The sequence below is a fragment of the Enterobacter sp. BNK-18 genome (genome assembly GCF_047456135.1).
GTDB classification, from domain to species: domain Bacteria; phylum Pseudomonadota; class Gammaproteobacteria; order Enterobacterales; family Enterobacteriaceae; genus Enterobacter; species Enterobacter ludwigii.
On record NZ_CP179899.1, the window covers coordinates 4,344,013 to 4,359,582 of the forward strand.

The following is a 15,570-nucleotide window of genomic DNA, read 5'->3' on the forward strand; positions in this document are numbered from 1 at the left end:
CTTATTCACCCTTCAATAAGCTGGTGAGTACAGCCAAACCCTGCATATCAAACTCATTACCTGTAAGTTCACCCATCATCTCCGACAGTTCTTGCTCTGTGGTTTTGATCTCATTGGCCACTTGCGAATAGGTGACGGCGTATTTATCGGCAAGGGCTTGTACTTGGTTGGTGAGCTGGGTAATCACGGTGCTAGGCATAGTAGCGAGTTCGGTGCTTAATGGCGCAATCCATTTAAGGTGCAGCAAGTTGTTCACTTGTTCATCAGTTAATTCTTCGATGGTTTTTTTGGTTTTTAAGTGCAGGGCCGTGGCGGCGTCTTTAACCGCTTTTTTAAGGGCTTTTTCATCATTGGTTAATTTGTTCGCGCGAATGATTTTGGCTTCATAGCTGTCTTCGGCGAATTTAACTTTGCTGTCTTTTTGTTCTTTCAGGAAGGCCTTGGCGGCTTTGCTTAATTCGGCATTGGCAAAGCCGTCTTTGCTTTCTTTGACCGTATCTTGTTCTTTTTCTTCTTCGCTCAAGGATTCTAAAATTTCTTCAAGCGTACTGCCGATTTCCGCCAGGCGGGTTTCTTTAGCTGCCAGAGCCTGTAAGTCATCACTTAAGTAAGTTTGTTGCACTAAATCAAAGGGCAGTATGTGGCCTTTCCATCCGTCTTGTACTTCGGTGTCTTTACCGTCTTTCTTCTTGATGACGATATTAGGGTCAACTTGTCTGGTGGCGGCAAAGCCTTCGGTTTGCATCATTTCTAAATCGGCGCTGATGATTTGCCACTGGTTGTTCAGAAACTGGTAAGCCAGGTATTTGTCGATTAAGGCTATGGGCGCTAAACGAGCAAATAGCTCGGCACTTAATACCGTTTCTTGTTGGTTACGCTGTACGTTTTGCCAGTTTTGTATTAACTGGGTGTTTAGCTGCTCATCATAGCCATTGAAGGCCTGGCTGTAGGCGCTAATAAACGCTGACACTTGCGGGTGCTCACTGATGCTGGCGTTGACGTCTTGTTTGTCAATGGCCAGCTCACTGTAAGCGGCGGATTTTGGCGTAAACAGAGTACCGCGCAATAGCGGGAAAGCTTGCCAAAAATTATGTAGCTCGGCAATTTCGCTGTTGGGAATGCCGCCGAGCATGGTGGCGTGTAAATCCCAGCTTTCTGCCGCCGCTGAAGAATCCACATAGCGCGGTATGTTGAGGTTGTAACCGTTGTCACGCAGGGTTTGTTTGCTCACCAGTTGCGAGAACTTGTCGATATTTTCGCGGTTAATCACCGCATCAGTAATGCGCTTGATATCACTGGCTTGCAGTTTGTTGTTTTTGCCTTCTTTCATAAAGTGTTTGGAGGCATCGACCACCAATACATCGGTATTTTTGCGTTTTTGCTTGAGTATCAAAATCACCGTAGGAATGCCGGTGCCAAAAAAGATATTGGCCGGTAAACCAATAATGGCATCAATATGATTCTGTTCAATAAGCTGCTTGCGAATTTCACCTTCTTCACCGCCACGGAACAGAACACCATGAGGTAGTACGATAGCCATAATCCCATCGGGCTTTAGGTGATAGAGGTCGTGCAGTAAAAAAGCAAAATCTGCTTTGGTTTTAGGCGCTAAGCCAAAACGTGAATAGCGCGGATCGCTGTCTTTAAAGCTGGGGTCCCAGTTTTGTGAGTAAGGCGGGTTAGACACCACGGCATCGACATGCAAGGCGTAGTATGAGCCTTGAGGATCGCTGTCATCAAAATACGGCCAATCTTCTTCTAGGGTGTCACCATTACGGGTTTTAATGTTGCTGGCTTTAATACCGCGCATGATGAGGTTCATACGGGTTAGGTTGTAGGTATTGGCTTTTAACTCTTGAGCGTAATAGGTGATGCTGTCTTTATTTTTCGCGTATTTCTCGAATGCCTCACCGATATTGATTAGTAACGAACCAGAGCCAGAAGTAGGATCATAAATTTTGATGGTATCTTTATGTTTTAACTCATGGGCGATGATGTTCGACATCAATACAGAAACTTCATGAGGTGTGTAAAACTCACCGGCTTTTTTACCGGCATTGGCAGCAAATTTTTCAATCAGGTATTCGTAAATATAACCCAGTACGTCATACCCTTGATTGCCATTCATGGGGATGCTTTTAATCAGATGAAGTAAGTCGCTGATGGCTTTGGTACGTTTGCCAGCGCTTTCACCCAGTTTGCTTAAACCTGTTTCTAAGGTGGTAAAGATACCATCAAAAAGTTTTTTGTATGTTGGCGAAATCAAACGGCTAAAGGCGGAGAGCGCATCACGCACGTTAGATTCATCAAATTCGGATGTTGGATCAATCCATGTAGAAAACAGATTATCGTAGGCTATAAAGTAGCCCAGATTGTCTTGCACGTATTTAACAGCGTCGGCGTCTTCTTCATTGAGGGCTTTGATGTCTTCGGGCGTCATACCCTTCCTGGTGACAAACTGCACTAGCTGGTCGCTTAGGTACTTGTAGAAGATGAAACCGAGTATGTAATCTTTGTATTCGTTGGCTTCAATTTTAGAACGCATCTGGTTGGCTGATTCCCAGATTTTTGCCGCAAGCTGTTGTTTATTCACTATAAGTCCTGTTAAAAGCAATTCTTTTTCGAAAAGGGCTATTTTAGGGTTTTGATTGTACTTTTGATAAGAGCTTCTTGCTAGCGGCAGGGCCTTCGAGTCGGGGTTAATGAGGGACTACTGTCCCCATTCCTATCAACACAACCACTTTGTCTGAGACAGCGTCGATGTTTTGGACTGGCCCATTCGAAATGGCTTAGTCACTATGTAATTAACATATCACTCGCCCACATCATTCTCTCGCCACGCTTTGCCGTTATCTGGTATGGCACAACCCATAGTTTTAGGGTCTCTGAAAAAGCAAAATGTTGCTGTATGGGTTGGCTAAAGTCATCATGCGCAGGGTAAATCAGGTACATTTCGCCTGTTCCGCCAAGGTATTTTTGGCCGTAGGCAAACATTTGATAGAAGTCGGATTGCGTTAGTCCATAAAGTGATTTTTTTTGCTGGCTGCTATTCACCTGCTTCCATTTTGTATCCATCACCATTTTGGTTTGAATCGGTTGCTGAGATTGAATCAGCAAGTCTGGGCGAAGCTTAAAGCAATCTTTAAGTCCATGCTTTACCAAAGAATAAGTTGCTGTTTGAGGAAAAACTTTTAGGTGAGAAGGTAATTCGTAGGGTAGGGTCTGTGCCACAAAGGATTCAAATACCGCTTCCATAGGAAACAAAAGTGATATCGCTTTGGTGTTTCCCTGCAATGCACTTGGGCTCATTCCTCTCAGGATCAATTGCGCCCACGCCATTGGCTCGTTGTAATGAGCCATACCGCGCTTGAGGCGTAAGCTGTTTATATCACTTTCAATATCCCGGCTAAGCGGAATACCGTCAAACGCAAAGCGAAGTTCGTAAAGCCAGCGTTGATTCTCTGTTGACAGCTGCAGACTAAGTAACTTATCCAGTGTGGAGTGTAAGAGCCGATTGGCAGCACAATCAGGCATATACTCATCATAATCGACACAAAACTTATGGCGATTTACCGCGTTATGTCGTAGCTGTGCGGAGAGCATCAGCTTGCCCTTCATAAAAGCCAGATTACCTTGCTCGCTCACATAGTCGGAGCGTAAACCTTGTTTAAGCAATTGGCTGACGCTTTGTAAAAATTGGCTGATAAAAATCTCGAGCAAAGGCATGCGTTGTGCCTGAAGAGTGGTCTGCTGGGTTTGAATATGTCGAAACCCAGGCAGGTGACTTAGCATCGTAATGAATGTTTCTCGCGCACTCGCAGCCGTGAGGTTTTTACCAATCTTGGGCAGTATCTCAAGTTGGATACCGTGAGGCGTAGAAAGCATCCCCGCGTAGTTTTGCACCTGCAGTAATTTGAAACCTGAACGAGAGGTGAGTTTGAGAAACTGGCTTCCTTGATCACTTGTTAGGCTAAGTGTTTCTAAATAATCAAAGACCTGTTGAGGCACCAGCTTTGCGCCAACTGAAGCCGCTTTTCCACTCCCCAGCAGGTCATATTCAAAAACTGAGATAACTTCACCCATGGTTTACGGCCTGCTCATCAGGAGTGGTCTGCTGTGGCTGATAAATTGAACGATAAGCCTGTGGCATATTCCAGACCTCTTGATCAAATGCTTCGAGCTCGTAAGCTGTCGATTGCTGATCATGGCGTCGTAAACCATGGTTGTTACCAAAAAGCGTATCGAGATCGTCGGTTTTCTCAATCACGAATTGCAGGCTGTCGTCTTGTTTCTGGTTATCTGCCAGCACTAGCCTGATCTTGTTCCAGTCATCGAAAAAGTATTCCTGCAACAGGGGAATGATCTTTTTCTGGAATACGATCTTCAATTGTTTAAACGCAGCTTCTTCATCACCGGTATCGAGTGCATTTTTTACCGGCATAAAGAATGCATGTCCCAGTGTATGCTCACGATCGTAAAGCGCTTCGATGCGGCTATTGAGTTTTTCTAACAACGACTCAAGCTCTATGCCTTTCACCTTAGCTCCACTCAGTAAAGAGAGATCTGGCATCATCTCGACAAAGTCAAAACGACGGCGCAAAGCCGTGTCCATCAGAGCTAAAGAACGGTCCGCTGTATTCATGGCTCCGATGATGTCGACATTGGCGGGTACGCTAAAGTGATCACCGCTATAAGACAGTTGCAGGCTCATTGCATTGGACATATCCGCACGCTTGTCTACTTCAATGAGTGAGATTAGTTCACCAAAGATCTTGGATATGTTTCCGCGATTGATCTCATCAATGAAAATGGCGTAGCGATGTGCTGGATCGGCATTAGCACGTTGGCAAAGGCGCATAAAAATACCCGGCTCAATGGGATAAGATATATTGCCACTCTCGTCAGAGCGAGCGCGGATACCCTCAATAAATTCTTCATAGCCGTAAGATTGGTGGAACGTAACCACTGCAAAACGCTGTATGGCTTCGGTAGATTTTGGGCCTTGTTTTAATTCTGCGTAAAGAGTAAGTAGCTCATCCACTTGCTCTAACTGTGATTCGACCAAAAACCATTCACTATCGGCAGTTTTGTCGAAGATCGCAGGTTCACGACGACCTTTGTACGCAACAGTAGTTGATCCTGGAATGGTGAAGGATTGTAACGTCGCCCAGGCAGTTTGAGAAAAGTTGCTACTACGGCCATTTAGCAGCGCTTTGCGTTGGAACCACTCGTGTTCCGTCATTTGGCGAACTTTGGCTCGTTTCCCAAGATCGAGCAGCACCAGCGTTATAACCTGCATCCAGTTCAACGATTCAAGGCGAGAATCCAGCCAGGCATCACGATCAGCAGGAACAGCATGAGAAGTGTACTCTTTCATTTTTTGCTGCAACGTGAAGGTCTTGCCTGTGCCTGGGGGGCCAAAGAAGATTACGTTAGTTGGTGAATGTGGAATGGTCTTGTTCCCGATGGGCTCACTGCAGGTTGAGGGTGTTGTGCTAGCTACTTTCTCCTGCTTTTGTTCATTATCGCGTTCACGGAGCAATTCATAGAGATGCCAGATGGCCATATTCACGTAATAAGGATCTGTGTTAGGAGATTGGGCGTGTATAGCTTGTTTCAATTCATAGTTTTTCTGTAACCAATTTCCGGTCAGTACCAAATCGAGATGGAAGTGTTGATTTAGGAATTCTGCTGCTTTATTGAAAGCATTCTCATCCACAGTACTGGTGTAGTTTTCTGGGGAGAACGCGGCAAAGACACGATTTCTTAAACTCCAATACATGCGCTTAAGCTGTCCGGTCTCTTTGGCCTGCTGCAGCGCACTGCCTACATATTGGTAGGTAGCTTCATTCGGTTGCTGACGAACACGTTCAGTGAGTTCTCTAAGCAATGGGAGGCTTTGCTGATATTCTGCTAATGATGGAACGCCCTGACGAATACTGGCAATACCGTTATCACGTTCATACCAGAGCCTCTTGACTAAATCATCCGTTTCAGGCTCAGAAAAAGTTGAGGTTTGTTGTAGCAAGGTCGTAAATTCACGGTATCGCTGATCCCACTTGGAAGCTGAGTAATTTTTATCTTTCGCCAGCGCATCAATCAATTCACTGATCGTCAGCTTGCCTGCTTCGACACTATCTAAAAGAGTCATCGTGACTTTTCCTTTGCTGTGACATCGCTTGTCATTTAGGCTACGTGATGAATTTTAACCAAGTTTTATCTGGTATCAAGTTGTAGCCAGATTTCAGAGTTAAGCCCCCAGCGTTGATGGAGAACTGTCAGTTAATCGAATTCTTGTTTGTTGCAAAACAATGAGTACAGGTTGAAAGTAAAAATTTTTTTTGCTCTCACCCATTATTTGGGTTCTACAGGAGTGCCACTAAATTTCTAACGCCATATTACTTTTAGAGATATCTGTCACATAACCATTTAAGTTGTGTGGTTAATGTTGAAGTGCAATAAGCTACTATTTGACAAGGATATGAAATGGAAAGGTATCAAAATCGTGGTGGCGATTCAGGAGTTGTGGGTTTTGAGACGGGGGATGACTCAATCACTGTACAATTTCATGATAACTCTTTGTACTTATACAACTCAATTCGCCCAGGTCAAGTTATGGTTGACCAAATGAAAATGCTTGCAAGGGCTGGTCAGGGGCTTAACAGTTACATTAGTCGCACTGTTCGCAATAATTTTTATCAAAAGCTACGATAATTTTTCCCCATTGTATGTCCAGAGCTATGATGCTCTGGACAGTTCAATTTTTCCACTACCATACGCTGACTAACAAGGATATTGAAAGCGCCCCACGTATCACGGACGACTACTATTTCGAGGCGCATCCCGGCGATGGCTATGCCCCTTCAAATAGCATCTTCTTTAAAGGGGCTACCGGAGCTGCACCGTTGCGCACGTATCTCGAAACGCTGGGATACACAAAGGAGAAGCGTCGCCTGGGGGAGAAGGAAATCTGGTCAAAACCCGATCAGGTAAAAGGGGATATTTTTTTATCTGTACTTCAATGCCGCTACGGGTGAAGTTGAGCTGACCAAAGTGATGAATTACTGAGTTAACTTACTCCGTGTCGATTAGCATCGCCTGATGTTCAAGAGGCGTTTTTTCGTAATACCCCATTCAGCCATGTCTCATCCCTGTCCGGGCGGTTATCCTGAGTCGCCCACAGCGAAGCTATCCCTATTCCCGGTACCGCCCTCAGTAACTTCCGCAATCCCTCTTCATCCAGGTCCGTAAACCGTCTTTCACCCTGCACGCGCTCACCGTTGCCATACTTAAAGGACACGTACCAGACGCCGCCAGGCTTAAGCGCATCCGCAAGCTTCTGCATCACCGCAGGTAACTCAGAAGAGGGGACATGCAACAAAGAGGCACAACACCAGATCCCATCGTACTGCGCTTTACCGTCGATTTCTGAAAATGTCATCAACTGCACGGGTAACCCGGTATGTTGCTTTGCCAGCTCCACCATCGCGGAAGAGGCATCAAAAGCATCCACTTGATAACCCATCTCATGAAAGGCTTTTGCGTCCCGGCCTGAACCGCAGCCCGCATCCAGAACCCGGGCACCGTGAGCCAGATGTTGGGTAAAGGCTTCGTATAGCGGAGTCATATCGACATTGACCGTGCCATCGAAGAAATCCTGCGCGTGGTTCTGATAGTAGTGAAGTGTCATTAAAACGTAGCCTCGCCTTCCGCGTTGGGTTTCCAGGTATGGATAAGTTTGTCCAGCGCGGCCTGCCAGTTACGCTGAAGAAAGCTTCTCCGTACTTCAGGGCGTTGCCCTGTCTGAAGAACAATCGTCTCATGTAACGGCAGTTTGCTCTGAATAAAATACTCATTGCGGGTGTGTAACCGTTGTAGGAGCCTGAGCTCGGGAATGCGTGCAGACTTGCCTTCGGCGCCACGGTTACAGCACCGACAGGCCAGCACTAAGTTCCATACCCCGTTAATATTGCTCACTTCATGGCGGGCAGCCCAGGGAATAAAGTGGTCGACGTCCGCCAGTTCTGCGTCTCCCGGTACCAGACTGATGGGTTTAGAGCAGTAAAAACATCGTCCTTTCTGGTAACCATTCAGGCTGTCGCGACAGCTGGTGATGTCTACGCGCCGCGCGTTCACCTTCGTGAACAACAGCTGATTATCTTCGTCGAACTCCACGCCCACAATATTACGTGAAATCCCCATCGACCATGCCTGTTCCACCAGGTTCCACCGGGCATTGGTTTCAAAGGCGAGGTTTTTATACTGCAGGCGTTCTCCCAGTAAAAAGAAGTTATCCGTCAGGCGGATCCCGTTGTTGGTTTTGCGCTCATTAAGGAAAAAACGTTTATCGATCTCGCCCTGGTTCACGTAATGAAAGGCATCAATCACGTTATTAAAGCCCAGGCGTACCGTCGCTTCAATGAGCTGGGCGTGGGTGATTTCACCTCGGTTGAACCTCAGACAGGTTTCCAGAAATTGACTGCTGCGGGAGGTGATCTGTTTTGGCGCATGCTTCAGGTGTTCGCAAAGATAGCGGCTGAACGGCACGGCAAGCTGGTCGAGCGTAATCAAATCGCTGCCCGTCTTATCCACTTCATACAACGCTGACGCCAGCGCAAATTTGTAAGATGCGACGTTCCTTCCAAAGAGGATCACACCACGCCAGTAGTTCTCAAGCGTCGGATCGGCCTGATAAAATTCCATCGATGAAGTCCTGTTACGGTTGGCTGGGCAGGGCGTTACTAAAGCCTGTAACAGGATCACATAACAAAATCAGGGTGATGTAAATCGTTAATCTATAGGTTTGATGAATTTATGAGAGATATGTGAGAAAGGTGTGGAGGCAACCGATGCGGCATTAGCGCAAGGTTTGCGAATGAACAAATATATTGAAGAGGTGAGTTGAGGTGATTTCAGGTTAACGCGATGTCGTTTCTCGACTTAAAAAATACCTACCGTTATTTCCTGAAGCCCCCTCGCAAATTCCAAATTTACCCCACGCCAAACCGCTGTATTTATATTCAGCCTGGTATAATACGCATCAGAAATAACGCCGAACGGCAGAGTGAGTTTCACAGGAATTATTTACAACGAGACGCGATATGAAGGTGCTGCAACACCCCCATACCGCTAACCACAAGCAACTGAAAAGGAGTTGAAAATGGCTGCGCCGAATTTTATGCCAGAGTTTACGGTTTGCAAAACAGAATCAGATGCTTTCACCGGCATGATTGAAAACCGCGAGCTGGTACGCAAAAACAGCACCCGCCGACTTCACGGTAACCAGACCAGTGCCGCGCCTGTTCACCCCCGCGCAGAAACGCCGGAAGCAAGTTCCGCCTGCTGCGAACTCTATGCCCGGATAGATAATAAATATCTTCCGCTGGGGGGAGACTGGTTAACCCGGGCAGGGTTTATCAGCGGTATGCCGGTTAAAATCCGGGTGATGAAAGACTGTATTGTGATCACGCCGCAGCATACAAGAGAATTGTGGGGATGCCTGGAGGGGATGAGTGTGGTGAATATCAATAAACAAAAAGTTGCTCAGTGGTTAAAAACATTTCCAGGGGCGTTAAATGATACGGGCGATATCCCGGTGATTAAGCGCGGGTAAACGTGACAGAATCCGCGTTCATATTATCCTGAGCCGCCTTAATACCTGATGCGTGAAGGCGGTATAGTCGTTAAGGCTATACCGCCTGTTTCAGGCTATCGGGCAATCAACGCAAACACCCCCCAGCCAAAGTACTCTCGTGTGTAGGTGACGTGGCGTTTGGGCGCAATTGTCAGCTCCGCCCGAACTTCTTGTGCAAAGTCATCGTCAGGGTTTTCCGCCAGCCAGCGACGCAGGGTCATCCATTTCGCCGCTTCGTATCTGTCCCAGCCTTCCTGATCTGCCAGGACCATTTCCACCAGGTCATAGCCCTGCGCGTCGAACGAGGCGACCAGGTCGGGCAGGGTGAGAAAGTCTGCGATGGACGAGACGCCGCAGGCCTGGGCGATCTCATCGCTCGCAGGAACCTGACGCCAGTAGGGTTCACCGATGAGTATCATCCCGCCAGGCCGGAGGCTTTTTGCCAGCAGCGCCATTGTCCCGGCGACGCCGCCGGCAATCCAGGTGGCGCCAACGCAGGCCGCCACATCACATTTTTCATCTGCGACGTATCCGGCCGCGTCGTCATGAATAAAGCGCACGCGCTCGCTGACGCCGAGTTCGTCAGCACGGCGCGTTGCTTGTTCGGTGAAAAGTCGGCTCATGTCGATGCCGGTGCCGGTAATGCCGTGATCGCGCGCCCAGGTGCAGAGCATCTCCCCCGAGCCGCTGCCGAGATCGAGAATGCGCGTGCCTGGCTTCATGCGTAACACGCGGCCCAGCGTGGCGTACTTTTCCGGGGTGAACGGGTTATGAATGCGGTGTTCGCTTTCGCTGACGGTAAAAATACGTGGGATATCCATCATCCTCTCCTTAACGATTATCTGGCTGGGCACGGACGCTGTTCAGCCCGGTCGTGTTAATGCGGTAGGGCTGACCGTTGACGGACTTGATCAGCTTTTTGGTTTTGAGTTTTTTGAAGACGGCGAGCGTGCAGTCGGCGAGCAACAGCCCTTCGCGGCTGTAGCATTCAACGGCGGTGACGCGGCCTGAGCTATCGCGGACGTGCGCAATACGTCCACCTTTGGCGAGAACGTGTAAGGTACGTTGTTCCTGACGGGATAAATTCATACTGAAGAACCTGTTTAATCATCATGTGCAAAATGTGCAAACACACAGCGGTGTCCGCATTCGATTTCGGCGCATTGATAATCAGTCCGGCCTGAAAGGTCGGGGAGCTGATTATCGGATGATGACATTCTCCAGCATCAAAGCCTCGGGTTGAGTTGAGAGGTATTTACGGGGTGAATAATATCACCTGTTTATTTTAAGGGAATGGTCGGGTGGGAAAAGTGTGATCCAGGTGGAAGCTCAGGCAGCGCCATCAACGGATCGTAGAACCGGATGGCGCGATGTAAATCAGCTGAGATCGTGCAGCGCTTTATCCATGGCCGGAGCGAGACTGAAATCACTAAACTCGACGGCTAAGCCGCTGCGTTCGGGCGTGCAGCACATGACACCGACTTTCACTGGCCCCAACGGAAAATGGCATAAACGCAACAAAGGCCACGACAGCCCGTCTGCTGAGTACTGTAACCGCAACGCGTCTCCCTTGCGGGTCAGGCGAAGCCAGAACTCCCGGGGGTTACCCGGGAAGATACCGGTTGCCCAGTCGGAGGCCTGTAACGTCAGTACGCTGCCAATGGCCGGCGCCCCATCATTGTATTCAATCCCGGCCTTGAGCCAGTGTTGCTCGTCCGACATCAGCATGATCCCCGCCTGGTCATAGAGCGTGCTGAAATCAGCGCGGATGTTTGTCTGAAACGTGAAATCACCTGCCGCGTCTGTCGCGTAGATGTGGCCCGAGAAACGCTCGAATCCGTACCACGTATGGCGCCAGAAATCGGTGTGGTCGTCGGTCACGACCGATAACGTGTTGTTCTCGCTATGCCATTCGGCAGGTTCGTTTATCCAGTAAAATTCGTTTTGCATAATGTCCCCTAGTGACTGTCAAAAGGTCGTCGGTATGCGGCCTCCCTTGCTCAACAGGATTCGCGCCTGAGCCAGGGGCTCTCGACCAGCACTTTATCCCGGTGGGTGTCGCCATTGATAATGTGCAGTGTACTTAAGCGCCCAATCTCATAATGCGGCAGCTGGACCGTGGATAGCGGGGGTAAAAACAAATTTCCGATGCCGACAAGATTATCGTAGCCAAGAACGGCAATATCCTGTGGGATTCGGATACCCTGAGTTAATAGCGTCTGATACACCATGAAGGCAATACGGTCGTTACCACAGATGACTGAATCAAATTGCGGTTTCCCCTGAACGATATGCGCCAGCAGCATCTCCGGAATATCCCGGTAGTGCTCATCGCCGAATTGCATATAGCAGTGCTCGAGCGTATCAGGATCGATACCGGCTTCACGGCAGGCGCGATCCAGCCCCCGACGGCGGCGACGCGTCGCCAGATGGTTGACAGGTAAATGCAGGCAGAGAGGGCGGCTGTATCCCGCCGCCAGCAAGGCCTGTACGGCCGTATACTGGCCTTGTTCATCGTCAGGTATATAGCTGGCAACCGGTTCTCCCGTGTTCTCGCAGTTGGCCAGAACGCAAGGGTGCTCCAGTAGCCGGGGCGGGATGCTCACTTCACGCAGCCCCATGGTGGTGAAAATGATCCCCCCGGGCCGGTGGGCGAGCAGCAGGTCGACAATATCGTCAGGGTTATCATCGGTAAACATATTCACCACGAAGCTGTTCCAGCCATACGCCCGTGCGGTTTCTTCGATAGACAGCGTGATTTCTACCGAAAAAGGGGTGGTGACGGTATCCAGCGCCAGCACGCCGATGGTTTTGTTCCGGGAGCCGACACGACGAACCTGCCGGGCTGAGAGGTCAGGCACGTAATTTAACTGCAGGATCGCCTCCTGCACCCGGGCCAGGGTTTCAGGCTTTACGCGTTTCGGGTCATTGAGCACCCGGGAAACCGTCATGAGCGATACATTGGCCAGTTTGGCCACATCTTTTAAAGACGCCATAGCTTTCCATTATCTGAATGCATTCGACCCGGTAAGGTGTTGTGAGCCAATGCGAATGTCCTATTCTAGGCACCGACACCCAGGGTTACGCAAGTCACGCTCAAAAGTTTGAGCGCGATCTCAACGCATTAATGTTAACGTTAACTTTTGTGATTAACATCGAGTATCACATCAAAACCGAGTGTACGCCTGAAATGTTAACGTTACCATCTTGGCATATCCTTCTTGCGAGATTACGTAGATGAAAAAACGGCCTACTCGAAGTTACATGCTGCTCAGCGCTCTGCTGTTCTTTTTCTTTGTGACCTGGTCCTCATCAAGTTCACTTCTCTCAATCTGGCTTCACCAGGAAGTGGGGCTAAAGGCATCGGAAACCGGCATTATTTTTTCCGTGTTATCCGTCTCAGCGCTCTTCGCACAGGTCTGTTATGGCTTTATCCAGGACCGACTTGGTCTGCGCAAACATTTGTTATGGTTTATCACCGCGTTGTTGATCCTCTCCGGCCCGGCTTATCTGCTTTTTAGCTACTTGCTGAGCGTTAATATTCTGCTGGGCAGCGTATTCGGGGGCTTATTTATTGGGCTGACGTTTAATGGCGGTATCGGCGTTCTGGAGTCCTATACCGAGCGCGTTGCGCGTCAGAGTACGTTTGAGTTTGGGCGGGCACGCATGTGGGGGTCTCTGGGCTGGGCGGTTGCCACGTTTTTTGCCGGGTTACTGTTTAATATCAACCCTGACCTTAACTTCCTGGTGGCGTCATGCTCAGGGTTAATCTTCTTCTGTCTGCTGGCCCGCTTAAAGGTGGCCGCGCCGGCAAGCATGGAGAAACTCGAAATTGGCGCTAAAAAAGTTTCTCTGGAGGACGCCCTGCGTCTGCTGACTCTGCCGCGCTTCTGGGCGCTGATATTCTTCGTGGTCGGAACCTGCATTTACGGCGTATACGATCAGCAATTCCCGGTCTATTTCTCGTCACAGTTCCCGACATTACGAGAAGGGAACGAGATGTTTGGCTATTTAAACTCTTTCCAGGTCTTTCTCGAGGCCGCGGGTATGTTTTGTGCGCCGTGGCTGGTTAATCGCATTGGCGCTAAAAATGGTCTGATATTCGCAGGAATGGTGATGGCGCTGCGCATGATTGCTTCCGGACTGGTGGAAGGCCCCTTGCTTATCTCCATTACCAAACTGCTTCACGCGGTCGAACTGCCAATATTGTTAGTCGCCATATTTAAATACAACAGCCTGAATTTCGACAAACGTCTCTCCTCCACCATTTATCTGGTGGGATTTGCCTGCACCAGCTCCATCATTGGCACCGTCTTGTCCCCGCTGGCAGGCTTTAGCTATGAGAGATTTGGCTTCGCCCAATCCTATCTGATCATGGGCATCATGGTGTTCAGCACCACGTTTATTTCCATTTTCCTTTTGCGCTCAACTAAATCCTCATCTGAGCCATCTTTTCTGCAGCAAAACGCTGTGTAATGTACTGAGAGTAAAGACGATGACATCCTTATTAGAACAGGCTGAACAGGTGCTTGAAAAAGCACAATCCGGGATTAATCCGCGCTGGTATCCGCGCTATCACCTCGCCCCTCGCGCAGGCTGGATGAATGATCCTAATGGCCTGGTATGGTTTGACGGCTGGTATCACGCCTTTTATCAACACCATCCCTATTCCCCGAAATGGGGTCCGATGCACTGGGGGCACGCCCGAAGCAAAGATCTGGTGCATTGGGAACATCTGCCCGTCGCGCTAGCGCCGGAAGGCCCGGCGGACAAAGACGGCTGTTTCTCTGGCTCCGCCGTGGTGGACGGCGATACACTGGCGCTCATCTACACCGGACATAAATTTCACGGCCCGTCGGACACAGACGACAACCTCTACCAGGTGCAGTGTCTGGCGACCAGTCGTGACGGCATCCATTTTGAACGGCACGGCAGGGTGATTGATACACCGCCCGGACTGCATCACTTTCGCGATCCGAAGTTGTGGCGCGAAGGTGAGTTCTGGTACATGGTTGTCGGCTCCCGCGTGGAAAATACCGGCCAGGTGCGCCTGTACCGTTCCACCGATCTCCGCGAATGGCATGACGAAGGTATTTTCGCCGAGGCTGATGAAGGCAAGGGCTTTATGTGGGAATGCCCGGATTTCTTCACCCTGGGAGAGAAGCGTGTCCTGATGTTCTCGCCGCAGGGCATGGCGGCGGAAGGGTATCACTATCGCAACCTGTTCCAGAGTGGCTATTTACTTGGGGACTGGCAGCCAGGTCAACCGTTCACCCACAGCGGACAATTTACTGAGCTGGACCACGGCCACGACTTTTATGCCCCGCAGAGTTTCGTGACCCCGGATGGCCGACGCATTGTCATCGGGTGGCTGGATATGTGGGAATCACCGATGCCCGAACAGCAGGATGGCTGGGCCGGAATGCTCTCGCTTCCGCGCGAATTAAGCCTTGTCGATGGCCGTGTGAGAATGAAACCGGCTGCCGAAGTGACCGCGCTGCGTGGCAGCTATTATCCCACGCCCGTCCGCTGCCTGAACAATCAGAACGTCCTTGTCGCGGCAGATGCCGACGCGGTCGAAGTTCAGCTGGCATGGGATTTGAGCGCATCGACGGCTGAACAGTTTGGTATCGCGTTGGGCGACGGGCTGAGAATTTACGTCGACGATCAGGCCGGGCGTCTGGTGGTGGAGCGCCGCTATCCGGAATATTCGCTGGAAGGCACGCGCAGTATTCCGCTACCAGCGGACAGCGTTCTGTCACTGCGAATTTTTATTGACCGCTCATCGGTGGAAGTTTTTGTTAACGATGGTGACGCTTGCTTAAGCAGTCGTATTTATCCGCAGCCGGGCGAGCGCGATATTTCATTGTTTGCAAATCAGGGTGTGGCCTCATTATACGATGCGGGATACTGGTCTTTAGATAAATAATTCTCCG

General features: G+C 49.5%; 13 protein-coding genes. 4 read left to right on the plus strand and 9 right to left on the minus strand.

Annotated elements, in window-relative coordinates; translation table 11 throughout:
- Window position 1: 1 nt before the first annotated feature.
- From ACMGG3_RS20855 to ACMGG3_RS20865, 3 genes are all read right to left on the minus strand, one after another.
- On the minus strand, window positions 2–2,593 hold the full coding sequence (locus ACMGG3_RS20855; RefSeq protein ID WP_414149423.1) for a type I restriction-modification system subunit M: 2,592 nt from the start codon (window positions 2,591–2,593) through the stop codon (window positions 2–4).
- 203 nt (window positions 2,594–2,796) lie between these two features.
- Complete coding sequence (locus ACMGG3_RS20860) at window positions 2,797–4,083, minus strand: McrC family protein (protein ID WP_414149424.1); 1,287 nt, start codon at window positions 4,081–4,083, stop codon at window positions 2,797–2,799.
- Window positions 4,076–6,151, minus strand: coding sequence for an AAA family ATPase (locus tag ACMGG3_RS20865; RefSeq protein WP_414149425.1), 2,076 nt, complete (start codon window positions 6,149–6,151; stop codon window positions 4,076–4,078). The genes ACMGG3_RS20860 and ACMGG3_RS20865 overlap by 8 nt, the downstream gene beginning before the upstream one ends.
- 589 nt (window positions 6,152–6,740) lie before the next feature.
- Between ACMGG3_RS20865 and ACMGG3_RS20870 the strand changes: the two genes are divergently transcribed.
- A complete protein-coding gene (locus ACMGG3_RS20870) occupies window positions 6,741–7,037 on the plus strand; it encodes a hypothetical protein (protein WP_414149426.1) in 297 nt (98 codons plus the stop codon).
- A gap of 68 nt (window positions 7,038–7,105) precedes the next feature.
- On the opposite strand, the gene ACMGG3_RS20875 is transcribed toward ACMGG3_RS20870, so the two are convergent.
- Window positions 7,106–7,690 (minus strand): class I SAM-dependent methyltransferase, encoded by a 585-nt coding sequence (locus tag ACMGG3_RS20875; protein ID WP_414149427.1) that lies wholly within the window; start codon window positions 7,688–7,690, stop codon window positions 7,106–7,108.
- Window positions 7,690–8,703 (minus strand): HNH endonuclease, encoded by a 1,014-nt coding sequence (locus tag ACMGG3_RS20880; RefSeq protein WP_414149428.1) that lies wholly within the window; start codon window positions 8,701–8,703, stop codon window positions 7,690–7,692. Before ACMGG3_RS20880 ends, ACMGG3_RS20875 begins: the two co-directional genes overlap by 1 nt.
- A 457-nt stretch (window positions 8,704–9,160) precedes the next feature.
- Between ACMGG3_RS20880 and ACMGG3_RS20885 the strand changes: the two genes are divergently transcribed.
- Window positions 9,161–9,613 (plus strand): SymE family type I addiction module toxin, encoded by a 453-nt coding sequence (locus tag ACMGG3_RS20885; protein WP_074147066.1) that lies wholly within the window; start codon window positions 9,161–9,163, stop codon window positions 9,611–9,613.
- Between the two features lie 95 nt (window positions 9,614–9,708).
- Here the strand turns inward: ACMGG3_RS20885 and ACMGG3_RS20890 are convergent, their stop codons facing one another.
- The 4 genes from ACMGG3_RS20890 to ACMGG3_RS20905 form a co-directional block, all read right to left on the minus strand.
- Window positions 9,709–10,455, minus strand: a complete 747-nt coding sequence (locus ACMGG3_RS20890) for an SAM-dependent methyltransferase (RefSeq protein WP_262105272.1) — start codon at window positions 10,453–10,455, stop codon at window positions 9,709–9,711.
- Window positions 10,456–10,465: 10 nt separating this feature from the next.
- Entirely contained in the window at window positions 10,466–10,723 is a 258-nt protein-coding gene (locus ACMGG3_RS20895; RefSeq protein ID WP_014168433.1) for a YjhX family toxin, read from the minus strand.
- Between the two features lie 288 nt (window positions 10,724–11,011).
- A complete protein-coding gene (locus ACMGG3_RS20900; RefSeq protein WP_032681752.1) occupies window positions 11,012–11,584 on the minus strand; it encodes a DUF1349 domain-containing protein in 573 nt (190 codons plus the stop codon).
- 50 nt (window positions 11,585–11,634) lie between these two features.
- The gene (locus ACMGG3_RS20905) at window positions 11,635–12,630 is read right to left on the minus strand and encodes a LacI family DNA-binding transcriptional regulator (protein WP_414149429.1); all 996 of its coding nucleotides are present in this window, start codon (window positions 12,628–12,630) and stop codon (window positions 11,635–11,637) included.
- A gap of 241 nt (window positions 12,631–12,871) precedes the next feature.
- On the opposite strand from ACMGG3_RS20905, the gene ACMGG3_RS20910 reads away from it, so the two are divergent.
- Window positions 12,872–14,110 (plus strand): MFS transporter, encoded by a 1,239-nt coding sequence (locus ACMGG3_RS20910; RefSeq protein WP_149376262.1) that lies wholly within the window; start codon window positions 12,872–12,874, stop codon window positions 14,108–14,110.
- A 19-nt stretch (window positions 14,111–14,129) separates the two neighbouring features.
- The gene (locus tag ACMGG3_RS20915) at window positions 14,130–15,563 is read left to right on the plus strand and encodes a glycoside hydrolase family 32 protein (protein WP_414149430.1); all 1,434 of its coding nucleotides are present in this window, start codon (window positions 14,130–14,132) and stop codon (window positions 15,561–15,563) included.
- The last annotated feature ends 7 nt before the right edge of the window (window positions 15,564–15,570 follow it).

Coding starts and splice junctions, on each gene's coding strand:
- ACMGG3_RS20860 (WP_414149424.1), bottom strand. CDS start 4,083: ATGGGTGAAGTTATCTCAGTTTTTGAATATGACCTGCTGGGGAGTGGA.
- ACMGG3_RS20865 (WP_414149425.1), bottom strand. CDS start 6,151: ATGACTCTTTTAGATAGTGTCGAAGCAGGCAAGCTGACGATCAGTGAA.
- ACMGG3_RS20870 (WP_414149426.1), top strand. CDS start 6,741: ATGATGCTCTGGACAGTTCAATTTTTCCACTACCATACGCTGACTAAC.
- ACMGG3_RS20875 (WP_414149427.1), bottom strand. CDS start 7,690: ATGACACTTCACTACTATCAGAACCACGCGCAGGATTTCTTCGATGGC.
- ACMGG3_RS20880 (WP_414149428.1), bottom strand. CDS start 8,703: ATGGAATTTTATCAGGCCGATCCGACGCTTGAGAACTACTGGCGTGGT.
- ACMGG3_RS20885 (WP_074147066.1), top strand. CDS start 9,161: ATGGCTGCGCCGAATTTTATGCCAGAGTTTACGGTTTGCAAAACAGAA.
- ACMGG3_RS20890 (WP_262105272.1), bottom strand. CDS start 10,455: ATGGATATCCCACGTATTTTTACCGTCAGCGAAAGCGAACACCGCATT.
- ACMGG3_RS20895 (WP_014168433.1), bottom strand. CDS start 10,723: ATGAATTTATCCCGTCAGGAACAACGTACCTTACACGTTCTCGCCAAA.
- ACMGG3_RS20900 (WP_032681752.1), bottom strand. CDS start 11,584: ATGCAAAACGAATTTTACTGGATAAACGAACCTGCCGAATGGCATAGC.
- ACMGG3_RS20905 (WP_414149429.1), bottom strand. CDS start 12,630: ATGGCGTCTTTAAAAGATGTGGCCAAACTGGCCAATGTATCGCTCATG.
- ACMGG3_RS20910 (WP_149376262.1), top strand. CDS start 12,872: ATGAAAAAACGGCCTACTCGAAGTTACATGCTGCTCAGCGCTCTGCTG.
- ACMGG3_RS20915 (WP_414149430.1), top strand. CDS start 14,130: ATGACATCCTTATTAGAACAGGCTGAACAGGTGCTTGAAAAAGCACAA.